Origin of the sequence: Chitinophaga pendula, assembly GCF_020386615.1 — a bacterium.
In the GTDB taxonomy this organism is placed as follows: Bacteria; Bacteroidota; Bacteroidia; order Chitinophagales; family Chitinophagaceae; genus Chitinophaga; species Chitinophaga pendula.
Genome location: NZ_CP077769.1, coordinates 4,181,173 through 4,199,644, shown reverse-complemented (window position 1 = coordinate 4,199,644; position 18,472 = coordinate 4,181,173). Strand labels below are relative to the sequence as shown.

The 18,472-nt window shown below is 50.7% G+C and carries 12 protein-coding genes; 10 read left to right on the top strand and 2 right to left on the bottom strand.

The features are described 5' to 3' along the window. Window positions 1–652 precede the first annotated feature (652 nt). From KTO58_RS14695 to KTO58_RS14650, 10 genes are all read left to right on the top strand, one after another. Complete coding sequence (locus KTO58_RS14695; RefSeq protein ID WP_095838640.1) at window positions 653–3,802, top strand: SusC/RagA family TonB-linked outer membrane protein; 3,150 nt, start codon at window positions 653–655, stop codon at window positions 3,800–3,802. 19 nt (window positions 3,803–3,821) lie between these two features. Continuing rightward, window positions 3,822–5,357: a RagB/SusD family nutrient uptake outer membrane protein gene (locus KTO58_RS14690; RefSeq protein WP_095838641.1), complete on the top strand. Its 1,536-nt coding sequence runs from the start codon at window positions 3,822–3,824 to the stop codon at window positions 5,355–5,357. An 18-nt stretch (window positions 5,358–5,375) separates the two neighbouring features. Beyond that, on the top strand, window positions 5,376–6,035 hold the full coding sequence (locus tag KTO58_RS14685; RefSeq protein WP_095838642.1) for a fasciclin domain-containing protein: 660 nt from the start codon (window positions 5,376–5,378) through the stop codon (window positions 6,033–6,035). A gap of 24 nt (window positions 6,036–6,059) precedes the next feature. Further along, window positions 6,060–7,049, top strand: coding sequence for a DUF5007 domain-containing protein (locus KTO58_RS14680; RefSeq protein ID WP_095838643.1), 990 nt, complete (start codon window positions 6,060–6,062; stop codon window positions 7,047–7,049). A 129-nt stretch (window positions 7,050–7,178) separates the two neighbouring features. Continuing rightward, window positions 7,179–7,574 (top strand): nuclease A inhibitor family protein, encoded by a 396-nt coding sequence (locus KTO58_RS14675; protein WP_095838644.1) that lies wholly within the window; start codon window positions 7,179–7,181, stop codon window positions 7,572–7,574. Window positions 7,575–7,686: 112 nt separating this feature from the next. Further along, complete coding sequence (locus tag KTO58_RS14670; protein WP_095838645.1) at window positions 7,687–8,280, top strand: RNA polymerase sigma factor; 594 nt, start codon at window positions 7,687–7,689, stop codon at window positions 8,278–8,280. 87 nt (window positions 8,281–8,367) lie between these two features. After that, on the top strand, window positions 8,368–9,522 hold the full coding sequence (locus tag KTO58_RS14665) for a FecR family protein (protein WP_095838646.1): 1,155 nt from the start codon (window positions 8,368–8,370) through the stop codon (window positions 9,520–9,522). Window positions 9,523–9,654: 132 nt separating this feature from the next. Then, on the top strand, window positions 9,655–13,065 hold the full coding sequence (locus KTO58_RS14660) for a SusC/RagA family TonB-linked outer membrane protein (protein WP_095838647.1): 3,411 nt from the start codon (window positions 9,655–9,657) through the stop codon (window positions 13,063–13,065). Window positions 13,066–13,088: 23 nt separating this feature from the next. Continuing rightward, a complete protein-coding gene (locus KTO58_RS14655; protein WP_095838648.1) occupies window positions 13,089–14,471 on the top strand; it encodes a RagB/SusD family nutrient uptake outer membrane protein in 1,383 nt (460 codons plus the stop codon). Continuing rightward, the gene (locus tag KTO58_RS14650) at window positions 14,464–15,576 is read left to right on the top strand and encodes a TlpA disulfide reductase family protein (RefSeq protein ID WP_198315238.1); all 1,113 of its coding nucleotides are present in this window, start codon (window positions 14,464–14,466) and stop codon (window positions 15,574–15,576) included. The genes KTO58_RS14655 and KTO58_RS14650 overlap by 8 nt, the downstream gene beginning before the upstream one ends. A gap of 305 nt (window positions 15,577–15,881) precedes the next feature. On the opposite strand, the gene KTO58_RS14645 is transcribed toward KTO58_RS14650, so the two are convergent. Further along, window positions 15,882–17,237 (bottom strand): DNA/RNA non-specific endonuclease, encoded by a 1,356-nt coding sequence (locus KTO58_RS14645; RefSeq protein ID WP_095838650.1) that lies wholly within the window; start codon window positions 17,235–17,237, stop codon window positions 15,882–15,884. Between the two features lie 179 nt (window positions 17,238–17,416). Next, window positions 17,417–18,472 (bottom strand): aminotransferase class I/II-fold pyridoxal phosphate-dependent enzyme, encoded by a 1,056-nt coding sequence (locus KTO58_RS14640; RefSeq protein ID WP_095838651.1) that lies wholly within the window; start codon window positions 18,470–18,472, stop codon window positions 17,417–17,419.

Sequence of the window (18,472 nt, the reverse complement as noted above, 5' to 3'; positions counted from 1 at the left end):
ACGCTTACACTACAATCGCCGTCATTTAACCAAAATGATGGCGATTTTAATTTTTAACGTGTTGATAGCGAATGTTTTAAACACTCTCGTCCACGTCTCGTATAACATTCCTATACCTCTCCTATAACATTCCTATAAGCAAACCCTATTGAATGTTACGATTGTCATTGTAACGTCATGCATTGTCCGGCACACTAATGCTATCTTGATAAATTAACCACCCTGATCAGCACATTTACTACCATTGCTAAATATTTACACCTTCTAAATAATTGAATATTAATGCTAATTAAGGGAAATGTGATCATTCCCCCATTCGCAGCCCCTTTTGTAATCAAACTCTCACAATTCAGTACCGACACTTTTATAAAATAATTAACAATTCTACTTTTCTGCTATAGAATTATCAGCCAAAGTCATTTAACTAGAAATTTTTATCAACCAGACAACAGTAAGAACAATGAGAGCATACCCGGCAACGCCTGGCGTATACAAGTGAACAATCGAAACAATAACAAAACCATCTATCTATCAAACAACTGCCTGATTAAACATCGCATTTCCGGATAGGAACCCGGCCGTCTATGACGTCTACCCGGCTGGCCTACTGTCCTGTATCACCACGTATTTACCATTTATCAATCCAAGAGCTATGCAAAAAAGATTGCTTGCGCTTCTGCTGCTGGCGGGCCTTCCCATGTACCTATGGGCCCAGCAACGGCAGATATCAGGCGCAGTGAACGATGAAAAAGGCCAGGCCCTGCCCGGCGTATCCATCAGAGAAGCAGGTACCAGCAACGGTACCACCACTTCCAACCAGGGTAAATTCACCCTCCGTCTAAAAAATGATAAAGCAAAACTCGTCGTCTCCTTTATCGGATACCTCACACAAACCATCACCGCCGACGAAAAAGACCAGTATACTATTATCCTGAAAACCGATGCCCAAAGCCTCAAAGATGTCGTAGTCATCGGATACCAGGAAGTAAAACGCAAAACCACCACCGCCGCCGTCGCCAGCGTCAAAGGAAAAGATATCGAAAACCTGCCCTCGCCAAGTTTCGATCAGCTCCTGCAAGGCCGCGTCGCCGGCCTCAATGTACAGAACTTTACCGGTGAACCGGGCGTCAGAGGCTCCTTCGTCATCCGCGGTAATACCTCCATCTCCCGCAACATCGACCGCGCTCAGGCCCTCAGCTCACCCTTGTTCGTCATAGATGGTATCCCCGTATCACTCGACGATGCCGCCTCCTTCGACAACACCGGTACCAACTACATCGCCGGCATCAACCCTAACGATATAGAAAGCATCGACGTACTCAAAGATGCTTCCGCCGCCGCCATCTACGGCTCCCGCGGTGCCAATGGCGTCGTAATCATCAAAACAAAAAGAGGGAAACCTGGCCGCCCGCAGATCAACTTCTCCACCTACGCCGGGATCTCCGAAAAACCAAAATTCGAACACTTCATCACCGGCACAGAAGAACGTCGCATGAAACTCGAATACCTGCTGGCCCGCGCTCCCTACGACAGAGCCGCCAACCTACCTCGCATACTCACCGACAGCCTCAACCCGGCCTTCAACGCCGCCACCGACTGGCAAGACCTCTTCTATCGCACCGCAATGGTACAAAATGCGGACATCTCCGTATCCGGCGCCAGCGATAATATCAACTACCGCGTCAGTGGCAACTACTTCAACGAACAGGGCGTACTCAAAGGCACCGGCTTCAAACGATATACCGTATCCACCGCCATCGGCATGAAAATGTCCCCTAAAGTCAGCGTCGATGCTTTATTCCGCCTCAGCAGGGGAGACCGCTCCCGCGGAAGAGGACAACTCCCTTGGGAAAACGCCATCCCACTGCGCAACGGTCAATTCCTGTCCTCCCTCTTCCAGCTGTCAGAAATAGACAGGATGAACTACGTAGGCGCGTTGGAGTCCGGCCGCGATAAAAATATCAACGATGATATCACCGGCAGCATCACCTTCAACTACGACTTCAATAAACACTTGCGCTTTTCCTCCATCGGCTCCATCCAGGCGTCCGTCAACTCCCGCGATATCTTCCGCCCGGGAATACTGGCAGCCACCGGCATGTCATACGCCCAAAGCAGCAAAAGCATCTACCAGAACCTGAACCTGGATAACACCCTCAGCTATACGACAAACGTCGCGAACGACAATCACCACCTCAACGTCCTCCTCGGTCATACCATCAACAGCATCAAAAATGAATATACCGGCGTAGGTGGTGGCGCTATCAGCAATGATAATGTCAAAGTAGTACAAGGCATCGATCCTAACTTCTACGTTCTCCGCGATCCATATGGCTCCCTCATCACAGGCTCCGACTTCAAATCCAGCGGCCTCCTGTCCTTCTTCGCTAGGATCAACTATGACTATAAAGAAAGATACCTCTTCTCCGTCGCCTGGCGTGCCGACGCCTCCTCCCGGTTCGGAAAAGACAGCCGCTGGGGATACTTCCCTTCCGTATCCGCCGGATGGAACATCATGGACGAACCCTTCGCCGAAGGGCTCAAAAGATTCGCCGATGCATTTAAAATAAGAGGTAGCTACGGCATCACCGGTACCCTGCCTTCCGGATACTACCTGCCGTTTAATACCTACTCCATCAACCAGGGCGGCTATGGCGGCTCTCAGGCCATCACCTACAATGGCGTCAACGCCGTAACACCCAACTTCAGCGGCGGCGTAGCACAAAATGGACTCACCTGGGAACAATCCATCCAAAGCAACCTGGGTATCGATGCCGCATTCTTCGAAAATCGCCTCGTCATAACAGCCGATGTCTATAATCGGGGTAAATCCAAAATACTATTCGACCTTAAACTCCCCTCCACCGGTGGCTATGATAAAGTCAACACCAACGCCGTAAGCGTACGCAACACCGGCTGGGAAGTCAACATATTCGGCCGCCTCATGAATAGCAAAAATCCGTTCCAGTGGAATACACGCATCATCATGTCGGCCAACAAAAACCAGATCGTCGCATTGCCAAATGGTAACCGGGACCTCGTCGTAGAAGATCCCAACACCGGGATGATCTACCTCCTCACCAAAGGTCGCCCCATCTATGAGTTCTACCTCATGCAAAGCAAAGGCGTATACAGCAACGACAAAGACATCCCCTTCAATCCCCTCACAGGCGATAAACTCACCTACTGGGGCGGCAGCCATACCGTACAACCGGGCGACTACATCTGGGTCGATCAAAACAACGACTTCGACGTTTGGGACTGGAACGACCGCGTACGCTCCGGCAACCCCAATCCCCGCATCACCGGCGGCTTCACCAATACTTTCATGTACAAAGGGTTCTCCCTCGAAGTCTTCATGACCTTCCTCCTCGGTCGCGATATCTTCAATAAATATGTCAGCGACCGCCTCCAGGGCTTCCAGAGCAACCTCTCCACCATCGCCCTCATCGACCCAAACAGATTGCAGACCTGGCAGAAACAGGGCGACCTGGCCAAATATGCCGAGCTGAACCCCTATGGCGCCAACTATTACCAGTTCCTGCCGTTCTCCTCAGCTTATATCGAGAATGGTAACTACGCTCGCATCAAGTACATCAACTTGTCGTATACACTGCCACGACGACTCCTGGATCGACTCAAACTGCGTAACCTCCAGATCTATAGCGTGATCGACAACCTGTACACCTTCCAGAAATCATCCGTGCCCGACGCAGAAGCCGTCAACGAACTGGGCGTATACTCCGGCACAGGATACCCGATACCACGCAAGTTCACCTTAGGCATCAACGTAGGTTTCTAATCTTTAAAAGCAAGTGATCATGAATAGTGCAAAATATCTGCTGATAATGTCGCTCACCCTCTCCTGGCTGACGACACTCACTGGTTGTAAAAAATTACTCGACCAGGACCCTATCAACTCACCATACAACGACGTGTTCTGGAAAGATGAAAAAGACGCGCTCCAAAGCCTCGCCGGCGGATACGCCCTGCTACGCCGCGCCATGACCACCAACACGGACTTCGGAGGCTATATGTCCCATTTCTCCTACGGAGACCTCACCGCCAACGAATTCAGCAGCTTCGAACAATACGACCTCGACTTCCTCGTCAAAGGTGGAAAAGGATTCAGCATGGCTTCCTTCATCGGCGACTACCTGGGCAACTACCAGGACTGGACTCCCTACTACAAAGTCATCACCCAGTCCAATATCATCCTGCACAACGTACCCGCCATACCAGATAATAAGTTCAAAAACGATCCGCAGCAGACAAGGAATAAAATAATGGGAGAAGCCCTCTTCCTCCGGGCCTACAGCTATTTCTACATGGTACGCCTCTGGGGAGATGTACCACTGGTCACCGCCTACGACGAAGACCCGGCCAAAGCACAGCCCATCCCGCGCACCAGCGAAAAGATCATACTCGATAGCTGCATCCGCGACCTGCAACGGGCCATCCCTCTACTCACCTGGGACTATAAAGATGGAGCAGAGAAAAATGTAAGAGCCAACCGCGGCGCCGCTTACGCCCTCATGGCCCATGTCTATATGTGGAAAGACTTCCTCAATAAAGGCACCGTCCGCACCGACCTGACAAATGCCATCAACGCCGTCAACGAAGTGCAGAACAGCGCCAAATACCGCCTCATCGATACCTCCCGGTTCGCTACCCTCTTCCAGGGCAAATCCGATGAAGGCATCTTTGAAATCAATATGCAGGTAGCACAAAATGAACAACAAACAGAATCAGGATTCTACTACAAATGCCTCATGGAACCCTACATCAAAGGCAAAACCAGCATGAACGGCCGCCTCAACCGCGACCTCATCACCGATATCTATAAAGACAAATCCGACTTCCGCTATCGGTACTTCTTCGACTTCACATTGGAAGCCAATCCCATCCTTACCAAATACGCAGGCCGCAACAGCGAGAACATCTTCTACAAAGACCTGTCTAACTACACACAGGCCGCCGTCAACGCCAATATTATCGTCTTCCGATATGCCGACTTACTCCTGCTGCGCGCAGAAGCCAACGCCAAACTACAAGACTTCGGCATGGCTCGCAACGACCTCAACGAAGTCCGCAAACGCTCCGGCCTCTCCGCCTATGCCGGCAACGACGCCGACCTGTATACCGAAGTGTTCCGCGAACGCAGCCGCGAACTCTATTGCGAAGCTAGCCGCTGGTACGACCTCGTCAGAACCGGTTTCCTAAAAACAGAAAAAGATGGCTCCTTCGGCACAGACCGGTACAACCAGGAGGGCTGGAAATGGCCCATCGGAAGATCCCTCTTCCTGAACAACTACGTACTGAAACAAAACAAATTCTGGGAAGGAAAAGTCAACTGATCGCTAAAAACGAAGACCATGAAACATTACTTATTACATATCGTCATCACACTGGCATTCGTAAGTATAGTCGCCTGCAAAAAAGGAGACTACCTCAGCGGTGGCAACCTCGCCAACCCGAAAGTCGAAATGACCACCTACGATTATCTCAAACGAAACCCGCTGTTCGATACCCTCGTACTGCTCGTCGATCGCGCCGGCATGAAAGAACAACTCAACAGCAATATCACCTTCTTCGCTCCAACAGACTACTCCATCCGCCTGCTCATGCTCACCCGCACAGCAGAGATACAGAAGAAGTATAACAACGAAAATATCAAATACACCGTCGACAGCTTCCCCGTACCAGAACTGAGGGACTCCATTAAAGCATACATGTTCGGACAGCCCATCCGCCGCGAACAACTGTCCCTCAGCCACCAGGTATTTAAAAACCTGCTGGGACAGGAATACTCCGTCAAACTGGTAGAATCCGATGAATACGATGGTATCCTCAGCCAGCGCCCTCGCTTCGTACATATCATCCGTATCATCAAAGGACTCGATCCGGAACCGCTGCCCAAAGACTATCCCGATACCCTGAAGGATAAGAACGAACAGACACAGACATCCGGTATCATCACCCAAACAGGTACCCTGCATGTCATCAATAACCAACACACCTTCTACTGGAGATAGTGTATTCATCTAAATCAGTATATCATGTCAGCATTATATAAACTTACCCGTCAGCTGCTGCAATTCACCGCAGTCATCTGCCTCAGCGCCGCCGCATGCAAGAAGATACCCGAAGGGTTCCTCAGCGAAGGCGTATACGTACCCGATAGCCCCATCCGCCTCGAGCGGGGCAATCCATTCCTCAAGACCGCCTCCTTACAACTCGATGGTACCACCGCTCCAGCTACTGTCGAACTACTCGATATCAGAAAGGTAGGTACCAACACCAGGGCCGAAGAGTTCTATCGCGAATACCCGGTATACGTATACAAAGAAGCCGTCGATCCGGAAAAGGATACCACCATCGCACAGGTCAATAAAAAAAGAGAACTGAAGAAATTACCGCCTTTCCAATTCCTGAAAAGCGGACAGTTCATCTTCAACGCCGCCACCGACAGCCTCCCCGTAGATACCGACTACGAATACGATATCCGCGTCACCAACGTAGCAGGTACCAGGGAATACAAAAAGATCGGCCTGATACATACATTCGACGCACCGCGTTATGAGATCATCTCTAAAGCCAACTCCTGGTTCCAGGACTTCAGCGATAAAAGCGGCGCCGCCCCCGATCCGGCAATGACCATCACCGCCATAGCAGATACCGGCAATATCGTCATCCTCAAGATCACCGACGAAGTGGGAAACCCCTTCAATCCTGCCAAAGGAGAGATATTGGTAAGAGGCGATCGCCCCAGCTTCGAAAGCTTCTCCCGCTTCAACCCGCTCAAGTTCACAGACACCGCCATGGTCTGCAACTTCGAGATCGCTCCCTTCCCGATCAAACCGTCCAAACAATACAACAACTATCTCATATACTACCGCATCCCAAGCGCATTCGTCACCATGGACCCCAGCCTCGGCCTGGACCCGAAGTTCACCTACAGCACCAACCCCCGATTCGCATTCCGGCTCAAAAAATCGGGCACATACGTCGTAGAGATCCGCCTGGGAAAAGTGAGAAGAAAAACATAAGACAACAGAATACGCGGTGAAAAATAAATACAATCAGCAACCACCCCTGCCTTATAGCAGGGGTGCTCATTTTACAAATACTTAACGTCCCTGCAATGGCAGGATCACATAGGTAGGTTATCTTTAAGTATGAGCAATACAACTTTCACCGAAGAACTGTCCCACCTCATCGAGGGACTGCTGTACATCAGCGAATCGGAATATCCTGTCGAACTCCTCAACTGGCCAGACGTACACGATACCGCCTCCCTGAAAAAACAAATAGCCAGCTATGCAGGTACAGACGCATTGCAGGAGCAACCCCTGGCAACATTCTTTGATAGCGTACAGCAACAGGCCGACCCCAACGATCCACCCATGCAGGAACTCACAGCCCGCTACCAACAACTGAGAAAACACCTGGAACAACACCTCTCCAACACCTCCGTAATACGGGCCGGTGCCACCCAGGTACACATCTTCATCACCGGCTTCACCGCCGAAAAAACAGCCGTAGTACTACACACCGTCTCCATCGAAACCTGATCCCTGCCCCCTATAGGCGATCCTCAGATATCCTCCCGTAAAATGCGGACTTCTTTTTTTATTTTTATCCCCGATTACGCATTTACGTCTATCAGGACTGGGGGTCCCTATCATGCACGAAGAAAGGAATACGCAACAGCAATGGCTCCAGCAATTGGCTAGGGGAGAAGATATGGCATTCAGGCAGCTGTTTGATCTTTATCATGCCTTTATCTTTTCCTTCGCCTACAAAATGACAGCCTCCGAACAGATCGCTAAAGACATCGTACAGGAAGTCATGATCAAAGTATGGATAAACCGCCACACCTTGACAGAAATAGAAAATCTCCCCGCCTATATCAACAGGATCACCCGCAACCTCGTACTCAATGGCCTGAAACGCCGCGCCCACGAATCCCTGCTCCTCCGCGAAATTATCCCCGCCAACCCCGCCCGCAACAGCACAGAAGAAACCACCCTGCACCGCGAACTGGAACACCTGCTCCATAAAGCCCTCACCCAATTACCCCCACAACAACAACGTGTATATCGCATGAGCCGCATAGAAGGCCTCCACCATGAAGAAATCGCCTCGAAACTGAACATCTCCAAAGAAACCGTCAAAAAACATATGATGGCCGCCCTGCGTACCCTGAAAGACCACCTCCGGCAACATGGCAGCACCATCACCATACTCGCCATATGCCTGCTGGATACCTGGCAATAATTTTTTTTTCGCCGGCTACCCCTTCCTTCACCCTCGTTTGTCAATACAATAAATAGCACCTCTTAATCTGACTAACCACCACCAAGCATGCAAAGAGCAAGATGGGAATATTTACTGAACCAATTGTATGATAAAAGAATAACACCGGCCGAAGAAGAAGAACTCACGCAGGCCTTAGTGCTCGATACCTCCGGAACGCCGGTAGAAGAGATATTGGAAACACTGATCAATAAACATGTAGCCTCCGATTTCCTGGCGCCGGCCGACATAGAGGAACTATACTCACAAATAAAACAACAGCGGCCCGCCCGCATAATAAAAACAACGTCACGCCTGCAACGCTGGTGGTGGACCGCCGCCGCAATGCTGCTTTTGGTAGCAGGAAGCACCGTATGGCTCACCCGCCACCATACACCTCCCCGCATAATACAGCAGATAGATGTAGCACCGGGCACCAGCAAAGCGCAACTTACCCTGGCCGATGGTACACAGATACCACTGGATAGCAATGGCAGACAACTCATCCTCCAGGGACATACCAGCATCAGCCAGCAAAATGGAGAACTACGGTACCAAAATAACCAGGACAATGGCCCCGTTGCCTTCAACACCCTGACCACCCCCAAAGGTGGACAATTCAAATTGATCCTGCCGGACAACTCCGTCGTTTGGCTGAACGCCGCTTCATCTATCCGTTATCCCACCGCCTTCAATAGCACCGAAAGAACAGTGACCATAACAGGAGAAGCCTTCTTCGAAATAGCACAACAATCAACACAACCGTTCAGGGTCAACCTTCCCTCCGGAACCTCCCTGCTCGTACTGGGCACCAGCTTCAACGTCAATACCTACGAAGATGAATCGCAGATACAAACAACATTGGTCAGCGGAAAACTACAAGTTACGCAGGGCAACGAAAAGTCCATACTCACACCCGGACAACAGGCCCGCATAGACAATACAAATAATATTAATATCACCACATTGCCGCCAGCAGCCGTATCTCAAGCGATCGCCTGGAAAAATGGCATATTCGACTTCGAACAAATGGACCTGCCAGCCGTCATGCGCCAGATAGCACGCTGGTATAACGTAGAAGTTATTTATAAGAACAAAGTGCCGAAACGCACCTTTGGCGGAGAACTGTCAAGAAACCTCCGCCTCTCAGAAATACTCGAAGTAATGCACCTGATGAAAGTAAACGCAACAATAGAAGAGGGAAACAAACTAGTGGTACAATAACATAAAAAAAACAATTACCGTCATAACAAAAACCGCCCCGGCAGCAACCGGAGCGGTAAGTTCATGATCAACTAAATAAATAACGTCCTCGCAAGACATCACTATTTATCAACCATTAACTCGTACGAAAGTATGCAAATCTACGCGCTTTGTAAGGGCCTTTCCATGCCTGGCCCGCTCGAACAACCAAAATTCACCTGCCGGTACCACCACCTGTTCCGGTCCAAAATCATCAGAGCTATGCGATTTACCGCTTATCTGCTCCTCGCTTGCTGTCTGCACATATCCGCAAAGGTATCCTCCCAGACCATCACCTTGAACGGGAATAACCTCTCAATGAAAGAAGTATTCAAAGAGATCCGCTACCAAACCGGATTACTGGTATTCTATGACCTGGAATCCATACGCGCCGAAAAACCAGTCACCGTCACCGTAAAGAACGTATCCGTAGAAACACTGCTACAACAGGTACTGAAAGATCGTTCGCTTACCTACACCATCCGCAACAACAATATCATCATCCTGGAAAAAGTAACCGCCGCCATCACAACCGCAGAAACACCTCCGCCAACTGATATCGGTGGATTCGTACTGGCCGCCGATGGCTCCCCCCTACCAGGGGCCACCATCCGCATCAAAGGCGCCCAGACCCTCGTCAACACAGATGCCAGCGGACATTTTAATATTAAAGCCAATACCGGCGATATATTAGTGGTCTCCTTCATCGGCTTCCAGACCAGAGAAATAAATGCCTTGCCAATAACAAACATGAGAATTGTAATGGAGGTCGCCGTCAGCGCACTGGACGAAAAAGTAGTCCAAGCATATGGCATCACCTCCCGCCGCCTCAGTACCAGCAACATCACCAAAATAGAAGGCCGCGAGATCAACCGGGCCCCCGTATCAAACGTACTGGCAGCCTTGCAAGGACTGACACCGGGAGTAGTCATCAACCAGACATCCGGCGTGCCGGGCGCCGCCTTCAAAGTAGAGATCAGAGGCCGCACACAGGTCGACCAATATAAAGGGGCTAATAACGAACCGCTCTTTCTCCTCGATGGAATACCCCTCGCCGCCGGCAACGCCAATATCAACCTCCTGTCATCCGCTATATCCGGCTACAGCAGCTCCGGACTAAGCCCGCTCAATAGTATCAACATGGCAGATATAGAAAGCATTGAGATACTCAAAGATGCCGACGCCACCGCCATATACGGCAGCCGCGGCGCCAACGGCGTCATCCTCATCACCACCCGCCGGGGTAAAGCGGGTGCCACCCGCTTCAATATCGATATCAACACCGGCGGTAGCCGCGCAAAGATCCCCCAAATGCTCAGTACCAAACAGTATGTCGCCATGAGGAACGAAGCCTTCGCCAACGATAACAAAACAAAAACAAACGCCAACGCATACGACCTCCTCGTCTGGGATACCACCCGCGACAACAACCTCCCTCGCCAACTCATCGGGGGCACCGCCAGCATCACCAACGCGCAGGCTTCCATGTCCGGTGGATCACAGCTCGTACAGTTCCGTATCAATGGCGGTTACTACCGGGAAACCAGCGTATACCCCGGCACATTCCCCAACTCCAGAGCATCCGGGCAACTCAGCCTCAACACCAGCACAGCCGATCATAAATTCAATGCCAACTTCGATATCAATTATTCCGCAAACAAAAACACCTCCACCGCCGCCGACCTGGCTAGCTATATCATCCTGCCCCCAAATCAGGCACTGTATGACTCCGTCGGCGGCCTCGTATGGAATGAAAAAGGTATCAGCACAGATAACCCACTCGCATACCTGTATAACAAATACACCTCCAATGCAGCCAACTTCCTCTCCAATGCCTTGCTGTCATATAACCTGCTGCCTGGCCTCTCCATCCGCAGCAGCATCGGATACAACAGCATCACCGTCAATGAACAACGACTCACACCCAAAACAGCACAAAACCCGAATACACAAGACCTCACCGGCATGGCCCAGTTCGGCAACAACCGCTTCGCCAGCTGGATAGTCGAACCACAGATACAATACAACCGCGCTTTCAACAAATCTAAACTAGACATACTCGCAGGGGCAACCTACCAAAGCCAGGCCAATAAAGGCTACAGCTTTACCGTAAAAGGATACACCAGCGACGAATTCCTGGGTTCCTTCTCCGGTATCCCCGCCAACGCCTTCATTAGCCCCAACAGCATACAGAACGAATACAAATACCAGGCTTTCTTCGGTAGGATCAATTATAACTACGATGATAAATATATCGTCAACCTCTCCGGCCGCCGAGATGGCTCCAGCCGCTTCGGCCCCAATTACCGATTCTCTAACTTCGGCGCCATAGGAGCAGCATGGCTGTTCTCAAGCGAAAACTTTATGAAAGCATTCCCCTTCATGAGCTATGGTAAAATACGTGCCAGCTACGGTATCACCGGCAATGATAAAATAGGGGACTATAAATACCTCGATGCATACACGTCTTATCTCTTTTACCCAACCTACAACAACCAAACCGCATTTACGCCTTCCGCGTTGTTCAAACCCGATCTACACTGGGAGAAAAACCTCAAACTCGAAATAGCCGTCGAAACAGGCTTCTTCAAAGACCGCTTCCTCTTTAGCGCCGCCTGGTACAGAAACCGCTCCAGCGATCCCCTGGTAGAATACCCGCTCCCCGATATGACCGGCTTCCCCACCATCACCGCCAACCTCAAAGGCGTATTGGTAGAAAACAGAGGCATCGAATTCATATTCACCAGCAATAACATCAAACAAAAGAATTTCGACTGGACCACCCGCTTCAACCTCACCCTGCCTCGCAACCGCCTCCTGCGCTTCGATGGCCTGGACCAAACCTCCTACGCACAGCGCTACCAAATAGGACGATCCCTCAACCTCGTATATGTCGCAAAATATACTGGCATCGATCCTAACACCGGCCTGTATACCATAGAAGATGTCAATAAGAACGGCACCTTCCAGGGCTCCGCCAGCACCGCCGGCGGCGACCTGCAACCCGCATTCGATACCGATCCAAAATACTATGGCGGTATGACCAACACCATCAGGTATAAAAGACTACAACTCGATTTCCTCCTCCAGTTCACCCGCCAGCAGGGCGTCAATTGGATGGGATATCTGATAGGAGGCCTCTCCCCGCTACCCGCAGGGGCCATGCAAAACCTGCCGGTCGATGCCCTCGATACCTGGAAACACCCGGGCGATAATGCCAAATACCAGAAACTGGTCACCGCCAACACCGGCCCCTCCAACGCAATCACCGGCTGGAACGCCGCCTTCTTCTCCGACCTCAGATATAGCGACGCCTCCTTCCTGCGCCTCAAAAACATATCCATATCCTACAACCTGCCCGGACAGTGGACCAAAAAAGTCCGCTTCAGCAACGCCAGAATATACGCCCTCGCAGAAAATCTACTCACCTTCTCAAAAATGAAAGTGACAGACCCGGAAACAGGCTTCATCAACCGCCTCTCACCACTACGTACCATCACCGCCGGCCTGCAGGTAGGCTTTTGATCACCGCTTAACTATCAGCAATTATGATAAAGAAATTTCCTTACCAACAGCTACTATACGCAACACTCCTCGCTGCTGCCATGACAGCTTGCAACAAGTTTGTCGACGTACCACTGCCTAACAACCAGATCACCACCGCCGCCGCATTCGGCGATGATGGAAAGGCCAACTCCAGCATGCGGGGAATATACGCCAGCACACAAAACGTTTGGTCTCAGGGGCCCCTCAGCGGCCTCCTCTCTACCAGCTTCGGACTGGCGTCCGACGAACTCGTCCGCCTTTCCTACTCCGCAGACCAGCAGAATTTCCTCGACAACAACCTCACTGCCACCTCCGAAGGAGCAGCTTCCATCTGGAGCGGTTTCTATAACATGCTCTACCAGATCAACGTGCTGCTCGAAAACGTACAGAAATCTCCGGGTATCTCTGCCCCCGTCAAACAACAGCTGACGGGCGAAGCCTGCTTCCTCCGCGCATATTGCTACTTCTATATGGTCAATACCTTCGGCGATGTACCTCTCTCACTTACCTCCGACTATAGAGTAAACGCAATATTGGGTCGCACACCGGCAGATAAAGTGTACGAACAGATACTCACCGACCTCGCCAGCGCCCAGGCCCAGGCCGGCGACCAATACACTACTGCCGGCAACAGACTCAGAGCCAATAAATGGGCCGCCACCGCAATGCTGGCAAGGGTACAACTATACAGGAAGAACTGGACAGAGGCCGAAAAACAGGCAGGAAACGTAATCCAGTCAGGCCTGTACCAGCTCGACTCACTCAACAACGTATTCCTCATATCCTCTAAAGAAGCCATCCTCCAGATCGCCAACCCAGGCACCAACAAATACACCATGGAAATCAACCGCCTCACCGGCAACGCCACCAACCCATCCTGCCGCTTCTCCCATTACCTAAGCGCCGCATTCGAAAAAGATGACCAACGTATCACCCGCTGGACACTCAAAGCCAGCAACGGCGATACCGCCTACTACAAATACCAGGTCAACGACAATAACAACCCCAAAACAGAAGCACTCACCTTGCTCCGCCTCGCAGAACAATACCTCATCCGCGCCGAAGCAAGAGCCTGGCAAGGCAAATTACAGGAAGCCATCGCAGACCTCGACGTCGTGAGAAAACGCGCCGGAATAACACTCTTGGCAAACACCTCCCCGGGCATCTCAAAAGAAGAACTCCTCCAGGCCATCGCCAAAGAAAGAATGACAGAATTGTTCGGCGAACAGGGCCATCGCTGGTTCGATGTCAAACGCAGCGGCCTCGCCGATGCCTTATACAGTATCCGCAAACCCAACTGGAACAAAAATGCCATACTGCTGCCCATCCCTCGTAACGAAAGATTAAAAAATCCAAACCTGACACAAAATGAAGGCTATGAATAAAATAAGCTTTGGCCTGCTGCTCCTGCCAGTCCTCACCTCCGCACAGCAGGCATACCGCCTCAAAGGAACCGTACAAAACTGGAACGGACAAGACACCGTTATCATGCTGCGATTCGAAAAAAATAAGCAGATCCAGGACACCACCATCGCCGTAAATGGCCGCTTCGAATTCAAGGGGCATCTGGCAGAACCACGGCAAGTATTCGTATACCGCCTCGACAACCTCCACCACGACCGCGTTCGCGATGGCAATAGCTGTTACATAGAACCAGGTATCGTCACCATACAGGCTAAAGACTCCCTGCGGAAAGGCACCGTCACATCCCGATACGTGAATAAAGACCACCGGGAAATAACCGCCCTCGTACAACCTTTCCTGGATAAAATACTCGTGCTGCGCAACAAGGCCATGACACTACCCGAAGAGCAACGTAAAGGTGCCGAAGGACAAGCACTGGACAAAGAATATCGCATATGGATAGATAGCATCACCGCCATACGCTCCCGCTTCATCAGATCCCATCCCGCTTCCTTTATATCCCTCGAAACACTGAATAACATGGCCGGTGTCAACATGCAGTACCATATCACCGCGCCTCTGTTCAAGCTGCTCACTAAAGAAATAAAACAAACACCACTGGGTAAAGACTTCTCCGCCCGCCTGGAAACAGCCGCCCGCATAGTACCTGGCGCCCTAATGCCATTATTTGCCGCGCTGGATACCACCCGCCGGGAAGTAAAACTGAACGATGTCCTGAAGAATGCCAAAGTCGTCCTCGTAGATTTCTGGGCCAGCTGGTGCAAACCCTGCCGTGCCGAAAATCCCAACATAGTAAAAGCATTCAACGCTTTTCATGAAAAAGGATTCGATATCATCAGCATCTCCCTCGATGACAACATCGACCGCTGGAAAAATGCAATCATCAAAGATGGCATGCCATGGCACCACGTATCCGGCCTGAAGAAATGGGACGAACCTGTCGCAAAACAACTGGGCATCAGCGCCGTCCCCGACAATTTCCTGCTGGACGCTCAGGGAAAAGTAATCGCCAGAGGCATACGTGGAGAAGACTTGTACAATAAGATCAAAGAAATATTGCAATAGCGTTGTTTTCCATATCCTGTTATACCGTGAATGAAAAAGGGCTGTCTCAGTAAATGAGATAGCCCTTCGCTATAATACAATATCGCAGGTTATTTATTCGGAGAACTATAAGTATACACCAGCTTCCCGTCTTTGTAAGTATTTAATACTTTAATATGCCGCTGATCATCCGTACTATCGCTTAATCACTGGATGTTTAATTACTTCGGCCGGCCTGTTCAGCAGGTACCGTAATTGTCTCCGCTTACCCGCAAAAACAATATCCCCGTTCCTGACTAATACAGCTTCCACACAGACAATAAAGATCAGGAAGTAGGACCATTGTCTACCTGAGCTTCAATAACTGCTTGTATGTTCGCAGGTACGTTAGTCAGGAAGTTATGTCCCGTAGCTTGCTCGATAGCATCTACAGTAGTACGGTAGTAACCCCATGGTTGTGTATTCACCGTCTGTGTGTTCGGCATATCCACCGCAATCACACGGGTAGAAGTGCTCACCCGGCTGGCATCATTAGTACCGATAGGCAATACTACAATGATCTTCCATACACGGGATGGTACCGTCACCTTACCTCCGGCGATCGTGTTGGCAGTACCTTTTGTGCCCTCTCCACCAATACCATAGTTACCTGCAATGATATACAGCTCATAACCATTGTTGGTCAACGTACGGCTGTACTCCTCCAGGCGGGCCCAGGTCTGTTGGTTGTTATTAGGCGCTTGCGGCATCATGTTGGTCATCAGGAAAGTAGCAGCATTGTCCGTAGCATTCGCATTACGGTCAGCAGAAGGACACAGATGACCACGGTCAAAACCACCGCCGGTGTAGTCAGAAGTCGTCACCATGTAAAAGTTGGAGGGCAACGTGTTGTCGCCGGAAAAACAATCACAACGGGATTGACTGCCAGTCCAGGCTGTGCTCAAATGCCAGCTGGTCCAGTTGGAAGTACCACGGCTGTTGTTGTAAGACAATGCATACTGTGTCTTCACCATCAGGTAGTTGTCAGGATCGCTGGTACTTGCATTGCTGGGATTACCCATACCCATGTTGTCATCACGGGTAGCCGTACCACCAGGATTACCGCCGGGACCATTGTCACCAACAGTAAAATCATCAATGTTCAGACGTCCGCCGCCTAATTTACGGATCTCAAAGCGAACAGCACCTGTCGCTCCGATCGTAAAGGTAGCTACACTCAGGCTCGTAGAATTCGTCGTGATAGTGCTGCCGGCTTTAGTCCAGCTGCTACCACCATTGGTAGAATACCAGAGTTCCCACGTACTCGATGCGTCAGAACCAAAACTGCCGTGTGACACACTCACCTGGTCAGCTCCAGCGCTAAGATCAAATTTCATAGTGATCTTACCGGTGTTCTGCATACGTACCGCCTTAGCGCCATTCTTACGGTCAGTAGCCAGGTTGCCGATCAGGGCATTGTCCATGTTCCAGGTGCCGCTGCCAAGCGTAACATCTCCCGCTGCATAGGCCCCTTTAGTGCCAGACTCAAATCCTTCAGGAAATCCAGGGTAAGTAGTTTCCGCACTTACAGTACGGTGATCATGCGCCTCAGGACGCTGGGGGTCATTAATTGCTTCTTTTCGACAGGAAATAGCAAATAGGGCAATAAAGCCGGTTAACAACAGAAGTGCTCTTGTTTTCATGGGTTATGAGGTTTATATCCCATAATAATAAAAAGCTGCTGTTATTGCAATGTTAAAGCCATATTATTTATTCATTAAACATCGGTCCGTGCCTTAAAATAAACTACCGTATTAGTGTACAGGCACTACCGTATACCCGTCGGCCCGTAATACGTAATAATGGTATCCGGGATACATGGTTAACAGGACACCTGGTAATGCCGGATGATACGCGACAATAGCTCCAGGTCCTCCGAAGTATGTAAGGCCGACAACACAACCCGGTTGATCAGCGCTCCGCTGGGGTCCGGATACGCAAAAGAAGAAATAAGAATGTCATGCTGCTGTAGAAAATCCGCAATATCCGCATGGCCCTCCAGGATAAACATCGGCAGCCGCTGCGGTTGATGAATAAAGGAGATACCGGCGATCAGCTGCGCAAAATGATCTATCTTCAGTTGCAACGATTGCCGCTGCCTGTCAAACAATGACCTGCTCTCCAGGTAAGCATGCGCATAAGGTGGCGCTACCCCCGTACTGGCAGTATAACAGGGTAGCTTACGCAACGTGGCTATATCACTGGCATGTCCGGCGATCATACCGCCCTCCACACTATGCGCTTTAGCCAAAGAGGCCACTATCAGGTAACGCAACGACCCATGAACAGGCAACATACCGGCAATACCATTGCCCTCCCTACCAATCACCCCAAACCCGTGCGAATCGTCAATAACCACCAACACCTTACGCTCCAGCTGTTGCAGCCAGCTGAAATCATAGATCGTACCCGTCAGCGGATTCACCGCATCCGCCAGTATCACATAGTGATGATCCCCGCCGGCATTGACCTGCTCGATCGTATGTGCGATCCATTCCTCCCGTGGTACATGGGGAATACTCACCTTACTGATCTGCAAAGCAGGATGTGTCTGCGGAGCATATAACAAAGCGCCTTGCGTCTGTGCATAAGTAGCCGCCGCCTGCGAAGCCAGGTACCCGGATGAAAACGTCACCGCCGCCTGCTGGCCCGTCTTGATAGCCAGCGCATGCTCCAGCTCCTCATACAACCGTAACCGCAAGTTGGCAACCCGCGAAGAGGGAAAGATCGCGCCATAACGCAATAACCCTTCCGATAACGCTTGTATAAAAGCAGGCAACACATGCATACCCAGGTAAGAGAAACCCGAAAAGAACAAATACTCCCGCTCCTCTATAAAAGTCGTCCTGCCAGCCTGTGCCGATGTTTGTAGTATCAC

Excerpts from the sequence above, each read along its gene's own strand:
- KTO58_RS14660 (WP_095838647.1), top strand. The coding sequence starts at position 9,655 with ATGCAAATCTACGCGCTTTGTAAGGGCCTTTCCATGCCTGGCCCGCTC.
- KTO58_RS14680 (WP_095838643.1), top strand. The coding sequence starts at position 6,060 with ATGTCAGCATTATATAAACTTACCCGTCAGCTGCTGCAATTCACCGCA.
- KTO58_RS14690 (WP_095838641.1), top strand. The coding sequence starts at position 3,822 with ATGAATAGTGCAAAATATCTGCTGATAATGTCGCTCACCCTCTCCTGG.
- KTO58_RS14670 (WP_095838645.1), top strand. The coding sequence starts at position 7,687 with ATGCACGAAGAAAGGAATACGCAACAGCAATGGCTCCAGCAATTGGCT.
- KTO58_RS14645 (WP_095838650.1), bottom strand. The coding sequence starts at position 17,237 with ATGAAAACAAGAGCACTTCTGTTGTTAACCGGCTTTATTGCCCTATTT.
- KTO58_RS14655 (WP_095838648.1), top strand. The coding sequence starts at position 13,089 with ATGATAAAGAAATTTCCTTACCAACAGCTACTATACGCAACACTCCTC.
- KTO58_RS14650 (WP_198315238.1), top strand. The coding sequence starts at position 14,464 with ATGAATAAAATAAGCTTTGGCCTGCTGCTCCTGCCAGTCCTCACCTCC.
- KTO58_RS14685 (WP_095838642.1), top strand. The coding sequence starts at position 5,376 with ATGAAACATTACTTATTACATATCGTCATCACACTGGCATTCGTAAGT.
- KTO58_RS14675 (WP_095838644.1), top strand. The coding sequence starts at position 7,179 with ATGAGCAATACAACTTTCACCGAAGAACTGTCCCACCTCATCGAGGGA.
- KTO58_RS14695 (WP_095838640.1), top strand. The coding sequence starts at position 653 with ATGCAAAAAAGATTGCTTGCGCTTCTGCTGCTGGCGGGCCTTCCCATG.
- KTO58_RS14665 (WP_095838646.1), top strand. The coding sequence starts at position 8,368 with ATGCAAAGAGCAAGATGGGAATATTTACTGAACCAATTGTATGATAAA.